This window comes from Microbulbifer regidiadema (SeqCode) (genome assembly GCF_052467605.1).
Genome location: NZ_CP174316.1, coordinates 3,927,501 through 3,943,996 on the forward strand (window position 1 = coordinate 3,927,501; position 16,496 = coordinate 3,943,996).

11 protein-coding genes and 2 rRNA genes (1 of these 13 only partly in view) are annotated in these 16,496 nt (G+C 51.2%); 4 read left to right on the top strand and 9 right to left on the bottom strand.

Translation table 11 applies throughout. The features are described from left to right. Positions 1–2,066, top strand: a 23S ribosomal RNA gene (locus tag ACJJIF_RS17790); it begins 830 nt to the left of the window's first position. 205 nt (positions 2,067–2,271) lie between these two features. Continuing rightward, a 5S ribosomal RNA gene (gene rrf, locus ACJJIF_RS17795) occupies positions 2,272–2,387 on the top strand. Positions 2,388–3,301: 914 nt separating this feature from the next. Here the strand turns inward: rrf and ACJJIF_RS17800 are convergent. The 5 genes from ACJJIF_RS17800 to ACJJIF_RS17820 all read right to left on the bottom strand — a co-directional run bounded on the left by ACJJIF_RS17800 (position 3,302) and on the right by ACJJIF_RS17820 (position 8,136). Further along, entirely contained in the window at positions 3,302–4,711 is a 1,410-nt protein-coding gene (locus ACJJIF_RS17800) for a M20/M25/M40 family metallo-hydrolase (RefSeq protein WP_444929622.1), read from the bottom strand. 30 nt (positions 4,712–4,741) lie between these two features. Beyond that, positions 4,742–5,092, bottom strand: coding sequence for a hypothetical protein (locus tag ACJJIF_RS17805; protein WP_444929623.1), 351 nt, complete (start codon positions 5,090–5,092; stop codon positions 4,742–4,744). A 4-nt stretch (positions 5,093–5,096) separates the two neighbouring features. Continuing rightward, entirely contained in the window at positions 5,097–5,864 is a 768-nt protein-coding gene (locus ACJJIF_RS17810) for a TSUP family transporter (RefSeq protein WP_444929624.1), read from the bottom strand. After that, complete coding sequence (locus ACJJIF_RS17815) at positions 5,848–6,492, bottom strand: 1-acyl-sn-glycerol-3-phosphate acyltransferase (RefSeq protein WP_444929625.1); 645 nt, start codon at positions 6,490–6,492, stop codon at positions 5,848–5,850. Before ACJJIF_RS17815 ends, ACJJIF_RS17810 begins: the two co-directional genes overlap by 17 nt. 63 nt (positions 6,493–6,555) lie before the next feature. Then, a complete protein-coding gene (locus tag ACJJIF_RS17820) occupies positions 6,556–8,136 on the bottom strand; it encodes a peptide chain release factor 3 (RefSeq protein ID WP_444929626.1) in 1,581 nt (526 codons plus the stop codon). Positions 8,137–8,976: 840 nt separating this feature from the next. Here ACJJIF_RS17820 and ACJJIF_RS17825 point away from each other — a divergent pair. Together ACJJIF_RS17825 and ACJJIF_RS17830 are read left to right on the top strand one after the other, a co-directional pair. Beyond that, positions 8,977–9,384 (top strand): hypothetical protein, encoded by a 408-nt coding sequence (locus ACJJIF_RS17825; protein WP_444929627.1) that lies wholly within the window; start codon positions 8,977–8,979, stop codon positions 9,382–9,384. Positions 9,385–10,219: 835 nt separating this feature from the next. Next, positions 10,220–11,986, top strand: coding sequence for an aminopeptidase P family protein (locus ACJJIF_RS17830; protein WP_444929628.1), 1,767 nt, complete (start codon positions 10,220–10,222; stop codon positions 11,984–11,986). A 90-nt stretch (positions 11,987–12,076) separates the two neighbouring features. Here ACJJIF_RS17830 and ACJJIF_RS17835 read toward each other — a convergent pair whose 3' ends face one another. The 4 genes from ACJJIF_RS17835 to ACJJIF_RS17850 form a co-directional block, all read right to left on the bottom strand. Beyond that, positions 12,077–12,751, bottom strand: coding sequence for a response regulator (locus ACJJIF_RS17835; RefSeq protein ID WP_444929629.1), 675 nt, complete (start codon positions 12,749–12,751; stop codon positions 12,077–12,079). 6 nt (positions 12,752–12,757) lie between these two features. Continuing rightward, positions 12,758–14,206, bottom strand: a complete 1,449-nt coding sequence (locus tag ACJJIF_RS17840) for an ATP-binding protein (RefSeq protein ID WP_444929630.1) — start codon at positions 14,204–14,206, stop codon at positions 12,758–12,760. A gap of 261 nt (positions 14,207–14,467) precedes the next feature. Then, positions 14,468–14,989, bottom strand: a complete 522-nt coding sequence (locus ACJJIF_RS17845) for a hypothetical protein (protein ID WP_444929631.1) — start codon at positions 14,987–14,989, stop codon at positions 14,468–14,470. Positions 14,990–15,209: 220 nt separating this feature from the next. Continuing rightward, positions 15,210–16,442 (bottom strand): YHYH protein, encoded by a 1,233-nt coding sequence (locus ACJJIF_RS17850; RefSeq protein WP_444929632.1) that lies wholly within the window; start codon positions 16,440–16,442, stop codon positions 15,210–15,212. Between the last annotated feature and the right edge of the window lie 54 nt (positions 16,443–16,496).

Below are 16,496 nucleotides of genomic sequence, written 5' to 3' on the forward strand. Positions count from 1 at the left end.
CACCCTCGGGGGTAGAGCACTGTTTGGGCTAGGGGGTCATCCCGACTTACCAACCCCATGCAAACTCCGAATACCGAGGAGTGCAATCGCGGGAGACACACGGCGGGTGCTAACGTCCGTCGTGGAAAGGGAAACAACCCAGACCGCCAGCTAAGGTCCCAAATATCAGTTAAGTGGGAAACGATGTGGGAAGGCCCAGACAGCTAGGAGGTTGGCTTAGAAGCAGCCATCCTTTAAAGAAAGCGTAATAGCTCACTAGTCGAGTCGGCCTGCGCGGAAGATATACCGGGGCTCAAACTGATAACCGAAGCTGCGGATGCTAATTTATTAGCATGGTAGAGGAGCGTTGTGTAAGCCGTTGAAGGTGGATCGAGAGGTCTGCTGGAGGTATCACAAGTGCGAATGCTGACATGAGTAACGATAAGGGAGGTGAAAAACCTCCCCGCCGGAAGACCAAGGGTTCCTGTCCAACGCTAATCGGGACAGGGTTAGTCGACCCCTAAGGCGAGGGCGAAAGCCGTAGTCGATGGGAAACAGGTTAATATTCCTGTACTCGCTATTACTGCGACGGAGTGACGGAGAAGGCTAGGCCGGCATGGCGATTGGTTGTCCATGTTTAAGGTTGTAGGCTTATGACTTAGGCAAATCCGGGTCATACTCTTTAATGAGAAGGCTGAGAGCTGATGACGAAGCCCACTTAGTGGGTGAAGTGGTTGATGCCCTGCTTCCAGGAAAAACTTCTAAGCTTCAGGTAATAGTGAATCGTACTCTAAACCGACACAGGTGGTCAGGTAGAGAATACCAAGGCGCTTGAGAGAACTCTGGTGAAGGAACTAGGCAAAATGGTACCGTAACTTCGGGAGAAGGTACGCCGGTTTTGGTGATGGGACTTGCTCCCTAAGCTGAGGCCGGTCGAAGTGACCAGGTGGCTGCGACTGTTTATTAAAAACATAGCACTGTGCAAACTCGTAAGAGGACGTATACGGTGTGACGCCTGCCCGGTGCCGGAAGGTTAATTGATGGGGTTAGCTTCGGCGAAGCTCTTGATCGAAGCCCCGGTAAACGGCGGCCGTAACTATAACGGTCCTAAGGTAGCGAAATTCCTTGTCGGGTAAGTTCCGACCTGCACGAATGGCGTAACGATGGCCACGCTGTCTCCACCAGAGACTCAGTGAAATTGAAATCGCTGTTAAGATGCAGTGTACCCGCGGCTAGACGGAAAGACCCCGTGAACCTTTACTACAGCTTTGCACTGAACTTTGAGCCTACTTGTGTAGGATAGGTGGGAGGCTTTGAAGCAGTAACGCTAGTTACTGTGGAGCCGTCCTTGAAATACCACCCTGGTATGTTTGAGGTTCTAACTCTGGTCCGTTATCCGGATCGAGGACAGTGTATGGTGGGTAGTTTGACTGGGGCGGTCTCCTCCCAAAGAGTAACGGAGGAGTACGAAGGTGCACTCAGCATGGTCGGAAATCATGCAATGAGCATAATGGTATAAGTGCGCTTGACTGCGAGACAGACATGTCGAGCAGGTACGAAAGTAGGTCATAGTGATCCGGTGGTTCTGTATGGAAGGGCCATCGCTCAACGGATAAAAGGTACTCCGGGGATAACAGGCTGATACCGCCCAAGAGTTCACATCGACGGCGGTGTTTGGCACCTCGATGTCGGCTCATCACATCCTGGGGCTGAAGCCGGTCCCAAGGGTATGGCTGTTCGCCATTTAAAGTGGTACGCGAGCTGGGTTTAGAACGTCGTGAGACAGTTCGGTCCCTATCTGCCGTGGGCGTTGGAGATTTGAGAAGAGTTGCTCCTAGTACGAGAGGACCGGAGTGAACGAACCTCTGGTGTTCCGGTTGTCACGCCAGTGGCATTGCCGGGTAGCTATGTTCGGACGGGATAACCGCTGAAAGCATCTAAGCGGGAAGCCTCCTTCAAGATAAGATCTCCCTGAGGCCTTGAGCCTCCTGAAGGGCCGTGGAAGACTACCACGTTGATAGGCTGGGTGTGGAAGCGTTGTGAGGCGTTGAGCTAACCAGTACTAATTGCCCGTGCGGCTTGACCATACAACAGAGATGGTTACTAACGACTAGCTAAGCTAGCGGATTGTGGAATGAAAGACACACAATAATCGCTTGCGGTGTATTACTACAGATTGTTTTACCGACTTATTTGGGGTTATCGCCGGTCAATAATGACCGAGGCAAACAGCGATAACGCGGCAGGCCAAGCAGATTGCTTATAAGACCAACGCCAACCCAAGCCAGTTTGCCTGACGACCATAGAGTTGTGGAACCACCTGATCCCTTGCCGAACTCAGAAGTGAAACGCAACATCGCCGATGGTAGTGTGGGGTTTCCCCATGTGAGAGTAGGTCATCGTCAGGCTTCTAATCCGAAAAGGGCCACCCAATAGGGTGGCCCTTTTTTTATGCCTGGAAAAAATCCCGATCAATATTTTTACTACCTCGCAGCGCCTGCGCTGCCATGTGACAAGCGGTGCACCGAAGGTGCCAGCTTGGTACGCCGAAGGCGCCCGCAGGGTGGCGAGCACTGCTCGCCATACAGTGTAGGTTGGGTACACCCGACAGCTTATAAAAATAATTAAAAAGCTAATTTTTACTGCGCTGGCTTTTTTGGCAAAGGCCAGAAAAATAAATCGAAATTTTTACATTCTGATTTTTATTCAAAAAGTCGCGTAAAAATAAAAAACAAAAGCTAAAAATAGCGATGCACAAATTACCCGCGTCTCTCTGAAGAAATAAACCTATAAAAATAGCGGTTTACGTCCCTTCTCCGGCAAGTTTCTCGGCGCTCTGACAAAAAGACCCGGCAAAAATAATCCACGCAAAAACCAGAAAAATACTAATGCCACTCCGGGCAAAAATTTAATTTAGCAATTAAAAATATTGGTGATTTTTTAATCTGTGCGCTGATCCCCTGTAACCACGGGGCCTGTAGGCGATTTATTCAAGTTATACACAAGTCTATCCAGACTTTCTGTTAGTAACACAGGGCTGTGGAAATCTACGCAAAAAGTGCTGCTTTTTTACCCGCCTCCCGTGCAGCCAAGGAAACACGGGGCTGGCAGGGGATATCCCCGAGTTATACACAAGTCTATCCATGGTTTCTGTTGGTAACAAAGGCGCCATAAAACGGACATCAGTTATTAACAGAGTAATGGAGGACAAAGCTGTGGATTACTGGGGCTGATTGGTACGCCAGTATTTGCTGGAAAGAAACTATTGGAAATAAAAAAGCCCCACAGGGTGGGGCTTTAGAATATTCAATAAATTAACAATTTACTGAGCGGCACTAGGTACCCGGCCGAGGTCCTCTTCCATCTCTGTGGCTAGGAAAGACATCACTACCCAAGCCGCAACATTCTGGCGAAGATTTTCGGGATCGACTTTGTCGAGGGTATCGTTGGGCGTATGGTGATAATCAAAGTAATCACTACCATCCTGATAGAGGCCGAAAGCTGGAACACCACGTGTAACAAAGACACTGCTATCCGGGCCACCGTAAGACTTGTTATTACCGCGTTCAATGCCCAGTGGTGCGAGGAGCTGCATTATTTGGTCGGCAATATCAAATTTGCTTTCCGGTAGACGTGTATCAAAGCGCCAGATTTTTCCTGCGCCAAAGTCGGACTCGGAGATGGCAACAATATTGTCCAGTTCATCTGCATGGGCCTCAACATATTGTTTAGCCCCCACCAGTCCAATTTCTTCTGCGCCAAAGAGGACCACTCGCAGTGTACGGCGGGGGCGCTGTGGCAGCTGGGCAATTAGACGTGCGGTTTCCATCACAATGGCAACACCGGCCCCATCGTCGAGGGCACCGGTGCCCTCGTCCCAGGAGTCCAGATGTGCACCGATAATCATCACCTCTTCCGGCTTCTCACGGCCGGTGATCTCGCCGATAACATTAAAAGAGGGACCGTCATTCAGGCGCTCTGTCTCTACATCGAGTTTTACCTGGACGGGCTTGCCGCGTTTGAGCATGGCTTCAAGTAAGTTTGCATCAGGTGCTGAAAGTGCGAGTGCGGGAACGGGGTTTTCTACTCCACTGATAGACATCATACCGGTGTGGGCGAAGCGATCAGAGTCGGTCCCTACTGAGCGCAACAGCATGGCTGCGGCTCCTTTTTCAGCCGCTGCGCGCATGCCCAGTTTCCGCCCCTGTGCCGCAGGGCCATAGCCCTCCCCTGTGCGGGCTCTCTCCATGCGTTTATTAATAAAAGCGATCTTGCCTTTTACTTGGCGGGCTGGCGCTTTTAACAGAGCCTCCACATCGGGAAACGCGATGATTTCTGCGGTTAACCCGCCCTCAGGGGTGGCGGCGCCATAGCCGAGCGAGGAAACCACCAATGGCTGGGGAAAAGGCGCTACCACTTCGGCGTGCGCATGGCCCCGAACCCAGCGGGGTACCTCAATCTGTTCGGTATAGACCCGATCAAAGCCAAACGCCTGCATTTTTTCCTGCGCCCAGGCAACGGCTCTCTGGTCGCCCTCAGTGCCCGCCCGCCGAGGTCCAACCTCAACCGTCAGTGACTCGACAATACTGTAGGCGTCGGAGCTTTCCAGTGCCCGATCACGCAGTACTTCCGCCACGGAGAGGTCTTCCTGGGGCAGTGGGGCCGCCTGGGCTATACCCAGTGCCATGGTGGTGATCAGTCCCCCGGTTAGGGAAAGCAATGGTTTCAACATCGGTTTATCCTTTGTGAATACTCTTCGGTCTTAAGCTTTTGGCTCATTATTGGCTGAGGCCGCAATCAGTTGCTCGCGAATTTCACGCAACTTTTGCAGGCCTTTCTGTGTAAATAAATAGGGTGGTTCGCCTGTATATTCGCTGTCTTCAATACTGAGGCAGCGCTGTCGCATCTCTTCGAGTTTTGGATCGTGTCGCATCGGGTAGGCGAGGAGTGCCCGCCACTCCATATCGCTGGCCTGCCCGGTAATTACATCCTCAAGGCCCTGAATAAAACTGCCCCGATCCATGCGGAACTTGGGGCTGCGCAGGTGCATCAGGACCCAGATAACAATGGCAAAGGCAATAAAAGAGAGAAAGAGCGTTGCCAGCCAGGTCACAGTTTCACTCCTCCATTAACAGTTTTATGGCCACAGCAATAGTGGCAACAATAATGACAGGCTTGATAATACTCGCCCCTCTGGCGATGACGAGGTTAGAGCCGAGTCGCGCTCCCACAACTTGGGCGAAAGACATAGTGACTGCAAGCAATAGAGATATATGCCCCCCTGCAATAAAAATAAGCATAGAGGTTACATTGGTAGCGAGCACAATGGGTTTCGTTGACGCCGTAGCCGTGCGCATATTGTAGCCGAGTAGGGCTGCGAAGGCGGCGGTACAGATAGATCCCATTCCGGGGCCAAAGAAGCCACCATAAAAGCCGAGCCCAGCTCCAACAGTCCAGTTAAAGGTAAAGTTACTGATTCTGGGTTTTGAGTCAATGTCAGAAATTCGCGGAGATAGGACAAAGTAGAGGGCGATGACTATAAGTAGAATCGGCAGGATTGTATTGAGGCCGGCCTCCCCCAGAGATGTAACGGTAAAAGTCCCCAGGCAGGAGCCGATAACGGCGGCAATCAGCCCTGGCCAGAGGGGGCGCAAATTCAGCTGGCCTTTTTGCAGGAAGTTGACAGTCGATGACAGGGTGCCAAAGACGCTTTGAAATTTATTGGTACCGAGGGCATCGAGCGGGGGAATGCCGGCCCAGAGCAAGGCGGGGAGGGTGATGATACCCCCTCCCCCGGCAATGGCGCTGACAAAGCCGGCGCTAAAGGCGATTGCCGTTAGTATCAGATAGGTATAAGTAGAAAGCTCACTACTTAGCTGTATCACGACTGGACTGGTTACCCCCTTCGAGAGTAGTTTGACCATCGTGATGGTAGCCCTGATATTTGCTAAAGCGCTTTTGAATCTCGGTCATATCCTGCTCCAGATCCCCGGTGGGCTGATACAGGGAGTCAATGCAGAGACGCTTGTTGGGGAAGTCCCAGGCAACAAGCAAAATGGGGATCTCGGCGGCATAGGAAATCCTTAAAAAGCCACTTTTCCAGCGCCCTACTTTTTTGCGGGTTCCCTCTGGAGTAATTCCCACCCACATTTTTTCATTTTCCCGATAACTCGAGGCCACTTGTAACGCGATATTGCCAGCGGCGCGCCTATCGGTAGGGACGCCGCCAAGCCATATAAACAGCCGTTTGAACGGGAAGAAAAAAGCTTCCTTTTTCATGAGCCAGGAAATTTTAATACCCAGTGCCAAAATAAATGGCATGGCAACCACAAAGTCCCAGTTGGATGTGTGAGGGGCCAAAGCCACCATCACTTTTCTCTCTGGAGGAACTTCTCCATCCATCCGCCAGCCGAGAATCTTGATCATCAACTTGCCGATAGCTTTAGTGATGCGATTGCCCAGGCGAGGTACTTCAGATGGTATTTCCGTAGGTATTTTTACAAACTGGCTCATTACTTGCCTCTTTGTTACTGCTGCGACACTAAGGTTACAGTCAAGCTGTTTGACCTTGCGCCTCTAGTGTTCTCGCGTGGCATAAAAACGAATATCCGGGTAACGCTCTTCTGCCAGCTGTAAATTAACGCGTGTCGGTGCCAGGTAGGTCAGGTGCCCACTGCCATCGAGTGCCAAGTTGGTACTGGCCTTGCGCTTGAAGTTATCCAGTTCTTTGGCACTTTCACTATCCACCCAGCGCGCGGTATTCACATTGACGTTTTCGTAGATGGCCTCTACTTTGTACTCGTCTTTTAGTCGGTAGGCGACTACCTCGAACTGTAGTACCCCAACCGCACCGACGATAATGTCGTTATTGTCCAGGGGGAAAAATACCTGGGTGGATCCCTCTTCAGAAAGCTGCTGAAGCCCTTTCTGTAATTGCTTTAATTTTAGCGGATCTTTTAACCGTATACGGCGGAACAGTTCCGGGGCGAAATTGGGAATACCGGTAAATTTTAGGGTTTCGCCTTCGGTAAAGGTATCGCCGATCTGAATGGTACCGTGGTTGTGCAAGCCGATAATATCGCCGGCAATTGCCTCTTCCACATGGGTGCGGTCACCCGCCATAAAAGTTACGGCATCGGCAATTTTTACATCCTTGCCAATACGAACATGCTTCATTTTCATGCCGCGATTGTAAGTGCCTGAGCAGACGCGCATAAAGGCAATTCTATCGCGGTGTTTGGGGTCCATATTCGCTTGGATTTTAAATACAAAACCGGAGAACTTATCTTCGCTGGGTTCTACTTTTCTCTCTTTGGTTTCCCGCGACTGAGGTGAGGGCGCCCACTCAACGAAACCATCGAGCATTTCCCTTACGCCAAAATTACCCAAGGCCGTACCAAAAAAGACTGGCGTCAACTTGCCGGCAAGATAAGCTTCCAGATCAAACTCGTGAGTGGCTCCGCGAACCAATTCAATTTCGTCGCGAATATCTTCGGCGTATTCGCCGAGCAGGGCGTCAGCTTCAGCGGAGTCCAGGCCTTTAATTTGAATATCATCGGGAATTCTGTGGCCCTGGCCCTGGGAGAACACATGGATGGTATCGGTATAGAGGTTGTAGACCCCTTTGAAATCTTTACCGGAACTGAGAGGCCAGTTGATGGGGGCGGCCTGGATATTGAGTACTTCTTCGATCTCGTCCATCACTTCGATCGGATCGCGAATATCCCGGTCGAGCTTGTTGATAAACGAGAGAATCGGTGTGGTTCGCAGGCGGCACACATTCATCAATTTGATGGTGCGGTCTTCCACGCCTTTGGCACCGTCAATCACCATCAGGGCTGAGTCAACAGCGGTGAGTACCCGGTAAGTATCTTCAGAGAAGTCTTCGTGCCCGGGGGTGTCCAGCAGGTTTACCGTCCGCTCTTTGTAGGGAAACTGCATCACGGAGGAGGTAACAGAGATACCGCGCTCCTGCTCCATAGTCATCCAATCGGAGCGCGCATGGGGGCCTTTTTTTCCCTTTACCGAGCCCGCCTGCTGAATGGCATTTCCGAACAAAAGCAGCTTTTCGGTCACGGTAGTTTTACCGGCGTCCGGGTGGGAAATAATGGCGAAAGTTCTACGTCTTTGAAATTGTTGAGAAAAATCTTTGTTCACTTAGATTTAACCTTATCTGTGTACGCCCTGTGTACACATAATGAAATATACCCCAAGGCCGAACCTGAAAGGCGGCATTATAGCAAAATGACCTTTGGTTTTGCTCTTGAGCGGTGACTGATAGATGGTATCTGGTCGGGGTATTCTATGCCATTCGAGTCACTTCTGGGGGAGATAGGGGGCCACTGTGTGCCCAAAAGGAAATCATGACCTATTGGTCAGATTTTAGCCTGAGACCTCCCCGAATCAACCTTGGGAGGCTACAGTGAGTAGCTAGGATTCCTCTACAACTAGTGTAGGAGGTTAGTGATTGAGGACCACCTTGTCCAAGAATTTTTGCTGCTGCAATAATTGTATTGGTAATACTGACTTCCAGTCCCTTGTGTAGATGACCCAAAGTTTCTTGAGAAATAAAATTTCCGAAAGAAATTTGGGGCCCAATGGAAGTCTTTTTATACGTTTGTTTAAATTCAAAATATCGCCGGATCAGTTTCCCTTCCTATAAGTCGTAATAGCACAGATCTTAGCAATATAATTTTATTCTTTAAGGGTGATATCTAATATTGTCTTGCCTGGTAATTTATGAGTTTTGTCTAGTTTATTCTGTCGATACTAATAGATCGATAGCAGAAAATCCTTTAGAAGCTCGGACTCGGCTGTATACACGGAGAACTCTTGAATTGATCCCCTCGTCAATATTTCGTTGGTTATTTTGAGTACTTAGTGCTATGCATAATAATTGGATTGTTGACAGCGGGTGATGTTGCGAGTTGAAATTACACCTGACTTATTGAAAGTCTTTAACTGTAAATTTTCTAATGTTTTTAAGGAGTTCTGACAATGGAAGTTAAGCGAAATTTTTTTCTTACCGCAGTATTGCTTGTCTCCGTGGCTCATTCTGTACCTACCCTGGCTGCTACACTATCAACAAGTATAGAGCTGAAAAATAACACTTCTTCCGATAATTCTCTTATTGATGGAACAAATACAACTGGCATCATTTCGCCTGCATTTCCGAGTCCAGCAACTGCAAACAGTTCTACCTCTCACACTTCAACAACTAGCGGTTCGGTAGATGCTGGGGTTTTAACCTATCAATCATGTAGGTTCAATTGGTCAATTATCCAGATAGGCAGTACCTATAGATTCTCAATAGGGGCGACCCCCTCGTCTAAGTGTAGTTCTGATGTTTTGGTCCAGAATGCATTTACTGGAGAATATCAAATAAGATTTAATATTGACGATTAAATCAGGAATTAGCCCTTGGCGAGGGTGATGAGATCGCCATCGCCAAGTGGAGTGAATAGCTGTTATACAGTTTCAAGGTGTGAAGCTTGATACTTCCATTTATCTACATCTTCAATTGACCAAAGGTTATGGCTACTTGGTACTTCGATGTGTAGCTATTGAAAAATAGTTTGCACTTCGTTTCATTATCCAAAAATTGTGCGACTTTAGCAGTGATAGTGCAAACTTTAGTTTTTGCTGGAGTAATGCCCTTTAATCACGGTTTTCCCCTCCTTCCAATCTTAACCAGCTTGAACTTTTTCAGCTCATTTTTTAGTTCGTTGCGGGTTGAATTTTGGTTCATTTTACGCAATAGCGAGTAGTAATAGTGATGGGTTTATTTTTTTATAGATGAATAGTCGCAGTAATACGATGCCCCTTGGGAATATGAAAAGCATCGAATATTTATGGTGCTAGGGTGTAGGTTACTGAAGGACACGGTTGTTTATTTTGCCCTCTCCTTGTTATTGCAGCTATATCAGGGTAGGCCACAGACTGTTGTGTCTCACTGTCCTGTGGCCAAATTTTTGGGCCAGTTACTACTGCTCTTTATTGAGGTGGCGAGAGCGCTGAATCCTATCAGCAGGCGCCGCCCTGAGGCTGGGGTATACTGCAAAATTAGACTCAGCGCCCGCTGGATAAATGGGGTTGTGCCAATGGGCTCGGCTGCCTGCGGCGCTGGCACAACTGGGATAAGTTATTCAAACTCAGTTGGGTTTAATCTAGCGCGACTACAGGTCCTTGAAATGGCTCTGGGTGGTGCAGTCGCAAGTTTAGTCAATAAAGGGGAGAGGTTATGAGCCGGGAGCGTTTACAGGCATTGCGCGAAGAGTTGCAGCGACAGGGGGTCGATGCTTTTTTGATACCCCGTGCCGATGAGTATCAGAATGAAAGTGTGCCTGCGGCAGATGAGCGGCTACCCTGGCTCACCGGCTTTACCGGATCTGCCGGAATGGCCGCAGTGGGTAGCCGGGAAGCGGCATTATTTGTCGATGGGCGCTATACCCTACAGGCACAACAGCAGCTCGGCGACCAGCCCATTGAATTGATGAGCCTCAGCCAGACGGCGATCATAGAGTGGCTTAGCAGTCAGTTAGATGCCGGTCAGTCACTGGGGTATGACCCGCGATTGCACACCGAGCCGGGGTTGGCCTTGATCAGGAGACGGCTGGCAGAGCGGGATATTCTATTGCAGCCATTGGTGCAGAGTCCGATTGATGCCATTTGGCAGGATCGCCCCGCGCCGCCCTGCGGGCGAGCCCGCCCGCACCCTCTCCCCTTTACCGGTGAGCACTCCAAAGATAAGCGCCAGAGGATTGCCAGTTGCCTGGCAGAAAAGCGGGCCGATGCCCTGTGGCTGCCAAACCCCGAAAGCTGCGCTTGGCTTTTTAATATCCGTGGAGAAGATGTCCCGCACTTACCCGTAGCTCTGGCCCAGGGGGTACTGTACCGGGATGGCAGCGCGACTCTCTATTTGGCGGAGGGCGCCGTGGGGGATGCGCTGCTCGAACACTTGGGCAAGGACGTTACCCTGGTCGTGGATAAGGCGGAGTTATTTGCAAATATTCGGCGCCGCTGTGTCGATAAAATATGGGTAGATCCGCTGATCAGTAATTGCTGGAGCCTACAGCAGTTGCGTGCACTGGATATTGAGCTTTTGTTGGAGGGCGACCCGGTTAGCGAAGCCAAGGCCTGCAAGAATGCAGTTGAATTGGCGGGCAGCCAGGCTGCCCATCAAAGAGATGGTGCCGCAGTATGTGAGTTCCTGGCGGAGATACCCGAGCAGGTTGCCACAGGGCAATTTGATGAGCTGTCAGCGGTAAAACTATTGCGCAGTAAACGGGAGGCCCGCGAGGGATTTCAGGGCAACAGCTTTGAGACAATTTCCGGCTACGGTCCGAATGGCGCTATTGTGCACTATCGAGTCAGCCCGCAATCCAGTTTGTCCATGCAGGCGCAGGGCGTGTACCTGTGCGATTCCGGCGGCCAGTATCCAGATGGCACTACCGATATTACTCGGACGGTTGCGCTGGGTGAGTTTCCACCCTCGGCCAAAGAAAATTTTACCCGAGTTTTAAAGGGGCATATTGCAATCGCGACCTTGCGATTTCCCCGGGGGACCTGTGGCGAGCAGATTGATGCGATTGCCCGCCGCGCACTGTGGGATGTGGGGTTGGACTATGCCCACGGAACAGGCCACGGTGTCGGCAGCTTCTTGAGTGTCCACGAGGGGCCGCAACGGATAGGCAAGGTGACAACTGGCGTTCCGCTACAGCCGGGGATGATTGTGTCAAATGAGCCGGGTTTTTACCTCACAGGCCAGTACGGTATTCGTATTGAAAACTTGGTTTTTGTGAAAAAGAGTGATGATTATCCCGGTTTTCTCGAATTTGAAGAGCTCACTTTGGCACCGATTGATCGCAATCTAATCGATATAACACTACTTACCGAAGCTGAGCGGACCTGGCTGAACGATTATCACCAGAGGGTGCGAGAAGAGATTGTGCCGCTGGTTAACGAGAAAACGGCGGAGTGGGTAAAACGGGCTACTGAGGCCTTGTAATATCAAGACTGGGGGCTGTGCGCCCCCAAATCGTCGCCGGAGCCGCTGAGCGTCAGAGGCATCACAGAATTATTCAGGGGTGCCTTAATTTTAATTGATCTCAAATTTATAGCCGGCACCGTAAACGGAGTGAATTAATTCTTTTTGCGGCATAAGGACCGATATTTTCTTGCGAACCTTTTTGATATGGCTGTCAATGGTGCGATCACTGATCACGCGGTAATCGGAATAGATACGATCCATTATTTGTTCGCGGGAGAAAATTCGGCCGGGCTCACTGTAGAGCAGGTCGAACAAGTGGAATTCCAGTGCCGTGAGGTTGGCGTCTTTGCCCCCGATGCGCAGCTGTCCGGTATTTCTATCTAGTTCGATGCCGCTACTTGCGCCGGCATCCTTTTGCGGGAGGCGCCGCAAGACCGCCTTTACCCGGGCGACAAGCTCTCTCGGGCTATAGGGTTTACAAACGTAGTCGTCGGCACCGGACTCAAGGCCGCGCAAACGATCCGATTCCTCAATCTGTGCCGTCATAATAATGATTGGAGTATCGTTGCCTTGCTGGCGAATTTCCTCGCAAATTTCCATCCCGTGCTTCCCGGGTAGCATCAAGTCGAGAAGGATTAAATCCGGCTTCATGGTTTCCACTTTGGGAATGACCTGATTGCCGTCAGAAATGATCTCGGCTTGGTAGTTGGCAGCGTGAAGATAGTCCAGTAGTAGGTGCGCAAGCTCGGTTTCATCTTCGACTATTAGTATTTTGGCGCTCATAACTTCCTACCATTTAATCCTTTGGCTTAGGGGTAAAAAAATACTTATCTCAAGACCGCCGAGGGTGGACGGAGTTGCAGAAATACTACCCTCGTGCGCTGTTACAATATTTTGGCAAATTGACAGCCCCAAACCCGCGCCGCCGGTTTCCCGACTGCGTGAGCTGTCTGCCCGATACAGGCGCTCGAACAGGTGCGGTATATCGGCGCTGGCAACACCGGGGGCGGAATCGGCCAAAGTGATAATGGCGGTTTGAGCCTCACAGCGCGCGGCGATTTTAAGTTGTCCTCCGCTATCGGTGTAGCGCAGGCTGTTGGTTAACAGGTTGCTAAATAACTGGTTGAGCCGCGCTTCATCTGCGTAGATCAGTTTATCTTCTGCCAGTTGCAGATCGCTACTTAAGCGAATGCCCTTCTGTGCAAGTGGAATATCAAAGTCTTCGACAATACTGCGCAGAATTTTGACCAGGGAGATATCGGTCTTGCAGTAACTCAGCGCTCCAGCGTCGGAGAGCGACAGCTCATAGAGATCATCGATCAGTCGACTCAATTGCTGGACTTTGCTGTGCAGTATACGCAGGTTCTCTGGGGAAGCTGATCTAATGCCATCCTGAATGGCCTCAATCTGCCCTTTGAGTACCGCCAGAGGGGTGCGCAATTCATGTGAAATATCGGCCATCCAGCGGTTGCGCGCGTGTTCGTTGGCCTCCAGGGTCGCGGCGAGGCGATTGAAGTCAGCACTTAATTGGCCCAGCTCATCTCTCTGCTCTATATCGATACGGGTTTTGAAATTGCCTGATGTCAGCTGCGATGTGGCTTCGGTCAGCTTGCGGATAGGCCTTACCAGTTGCCAGGCCAGGGGCAGGGCAATGGCCAGGGCCAGAATAAAGGTGGCAATAGAAATCAGTGTGAAGGTTTGCGATTGCTCGCGAACAAAGCCTGCTGCCAGTTCATCATCGAGTACCGGTAATGGGTTGATGGCCAGGTAGCCAACGGTTTCCCCGTTTACCTGCAGAGGTTGCATGGCCATATTTTCAGGCTTTGAGTAGCGCCCAATCAGCGACTTTTTCTCTTGGTCCAATAGGGCCAGGCGGCTGCTGAGAGACTTATCTCCGCCGTGTTCAGGCGGGGGTTCCGGCCGGTGGTGGGGGCCTCTTATCCCCGGCGGCGGGAGATGTGGGGGTGGCGTTCTCTCGAAATAGCTGGGCATCAGTTGCCTGTGCAGATTCTGCCAGAGAGCGCCATTGCCACGCAGGGACTTCCAGCTGCCCTCGCGGGCGTAGATGCTCTGTAATTCGTCCACCAGGTCGCCCACTTCGCGCAGTTCTTGGGACTGGATATAGTTCGTAAAGCCGTGCTTAAAGCTCCACTGAAAGAATACGAACATTCCGCCAACGGTAATGGCTGTCGTCAGTAAGAAAGCGAGGCTGAGTTTATAGCGAATATTTAGCGACATAACCGATAGCTTAGATTTCAGTAGTCTGTGTCCACAGTGAGCTCAGGTGCGTATTGCTGTGCCTGTGCGCAGAGAGTGCTGGCCAACAGATTAAGCCTACACTTACTGCAAATATCAGAGCAATCTTTTAACGCGCAGAAGCCGCGCAATAGGGCTGCGAGCGGGCAGGGCAGCTCTTGGCTGTCCCGAGCGGCTTGCGGGGCTTCCATGCCCTGAGAGTGTCAAAGGGAGTGGGTTTCTGTAGGTGTTTGTCCGCTGCTGCTAGCTGGGTTTATCGCTGCCTGTATCGGGCGCTAGCGGGGAGGTGGAAAAGCGGTGCAGTATTAGCTCGGGTCTGTCGAGCCGGATAAACAGGGTTGCAAGAATTCTCTTTCCTGCCCGGCTCCAAGTGCTGTGGTCATGGGCGTTAAGGGTAACGGTAATCTGATTGAAGCCCGGTTTAAATAACTTGTCGGGCAGGTGTAGATCTGGACCATATATCCGCTGTATTTTCTTGCCGTTGATATAGAGATGGGCGTGGCCTTCGAGAAATTTCGCTGAGGCAGCATCGGCGTAGCGAGGGGATTCCAATTCGAACCGGTCGCAGTCGATATGCAGGTTATAACCGGACATAGTATCGCGGCGAATATCTAGCTCAATGCGAGGGGCGGCGCGGTGCAAAGGGATCTCGACAATGGGGTGCTGGTCGCCGTTATGGCCCGCATGGTGACCTTGTTGTGCTGTGGCGGCGTTGCTCAGTGCGCAGATAATAGCGCCTATAATCAGGCGGCGAAGTATTTTCATCGTAGTCTTGCTCTCGGGCTTAGAGCCCTGCCTCTCAGTATTTAGCATTTAGCTGCCGGTGCATAACCCGGGATACAGCAGCTCTCTGTCTGTAGGGTGGCACGGCTGTATTTTGTGCGCTGATATCTGTGGCCCCTGAGGGAGGGAGCCGCAGTGGCTACTGCGGCTTTAGAGGCCTCAATCAAGGGATTTGGCTGACAAGTGCCAGTGCACGACCGGATTAGCGTGTCGAGCACTCATTGATAATAGTTTGATCATCTAGCTTGCCATAAAAGCGGGGGCCAAATGTGTAGGGGAAGGCGGGGACCAGCTCGCCGTCATCATCGACGCTTACGGTCAGGTGGTAGTGGTATCCGCGCTCGTCATCGGAGTGGCCGTTATGCTGGTCCAAATACACCCCCCCTTGGTTAGTCAGGTCTTCATCCCAGTAATAGTCCTCGTAGAAAAAGCCGGCCGTGGTTGTAAATTCATTGCTGGACAGGGACGTATAAGAGTCACTTGTCGTCGGGCCGGTATTGGAGGTTGTTACAACGCCCAGGGAGAGGTCGTATTCATCCACCAATAGGCAGCTTCTCTCGCCGGCGATACCGCAACCGCTTGCAGAGGTGGGGTCGTCATAGTCGCGTATAGCCCAGCTGCTCTCCGCGAGCTCCCCCTCGCTTTCCCAGGGGCCGTAGATAGCGTAACCATCGGCGGTATAGCCGTAGATTGGGGAGTGGTCATCGCCGCTATCACCGACAAGGTCAGCGAGGCAGTCGCTGTAAAAGTGGTGGTGATAATCGCCGTTGGCGGCATGCCCGCCACAGATATCAACGTCATAGATTTCTGCGACGGGGGCCAGGGTTTGCCAGGTGCCATTTACCGATTGGCCATCTCCCCAGTCATAAATAGAGACGCCGTTTACCCAGTAACCCTGTACGCCGAGCCCGGTTGCACAGTCCTCTGTCGCGGGTTCGGGCTCTATAGGAAAATATCCGACATGGGAGATATTTTCCGGGCAAACGAGTCCGGGGGGCCAGAATCCGTAGCCGGCATCGACATCACAGGTGCCGATATTTGCGTAGCCAATATCCTGCCCGAAGCTGACAATATCGCCGACACCGACCGTGGGGCTGCCGCTCTCGAAATCCGAGGAGGCTTTGGGGCGTTCGAGCAGGGCGTCGAGAATACTCTGGGTAATTTCAATTTCGTAATCGGGCACGCCGGTTGCGGAGACAACGGTGTATTCTTTGCCGTCAATGGTTGCTGTTGCTACGCTCTGGACATTGACCAGAACCTGTTCATTGCTGTTACTTTCGTAAATATAAGGCGCGCGCTCGTCATCGCTATTCACAATCCAGACACCGGTATCGGTGCTGGAGTCTGAGTCATCAGAGGTGGTTTCAGAGGAGTCATCCTCATCGCTATCAGAGGAGGAGCCACTACTGCATCCCTGTAGAGCTCCGAGAGACATTAGCAACGCTAGCGTATAAGAGAGAATCGGCTGGCCATTCCGGTCAAAATTTTT

What these genes read in the sequence shown, in the direction of transcription:
- ACJJIF_RS17800 (WP_444929622.1), bottom strand. Translation starts at nt 4,711, where the DNA reads ATGTTGAAACCATTGCTTTCCCTAACCGGGGGACTGATCACCACCATG.
- ACJJIF_RS17850 (WP_444929632.1), bottom strand. Translation starts at nt 16,442, where the DNA reads ATGTCTCTCGGAGCTCTACAGGGATGCAGTAGTGGCTCCTCCTCTGAT.
- ACJJIF_RS17835 (WP_444929629.1), bottom strand. Translation starts at nt 12,751, where the DNA reads ATGAGCGCCAAAATACTAATAGTCGAAGATGAAACCGAGCTTGCGCAC.
- ACJJIF_RS17815 (WP_444929625.1), bottom strand. Translation starts at nt 6,492, where the DNA reads ATGAGCCAGTTTGTAAAAATACCTACGGAAATACCATCTGAAGTACCT.
- ACJJIF_RS17830 (WP_444929628.1), top strand. Translation starts at nt 10,220, where the DNA reads ATGAGCCGGGAGCGTTTACAGGCATTGCGCGAAGAGTTGCAGCGACAG.
- ACJJIF_RS17825 (WP_444929627.1), top strand. Translation starts at nt 8,977, where the DNA reads ATGGAAGTTAAGCGAAATTTTTTTCTTACCGCAGTATTGCTTGTCTCC.
- ACJJIF_RS17845 (WP_444929631.1), bottom strand. Translation starts at nt 14,989, where the DNA reads ATGAAAATACTTCGCCGCCTGATTATAGGCGCTATTATCTGCGCACTG.
- ACJJIF_RS17840 (WP_444929630.1), bottom strand. Translation starts at nt 14,206, where the DNA reads ATGTCGCTAAATATTCGCTATAAACTCAGCCTCGCTTTCTTACTGACG.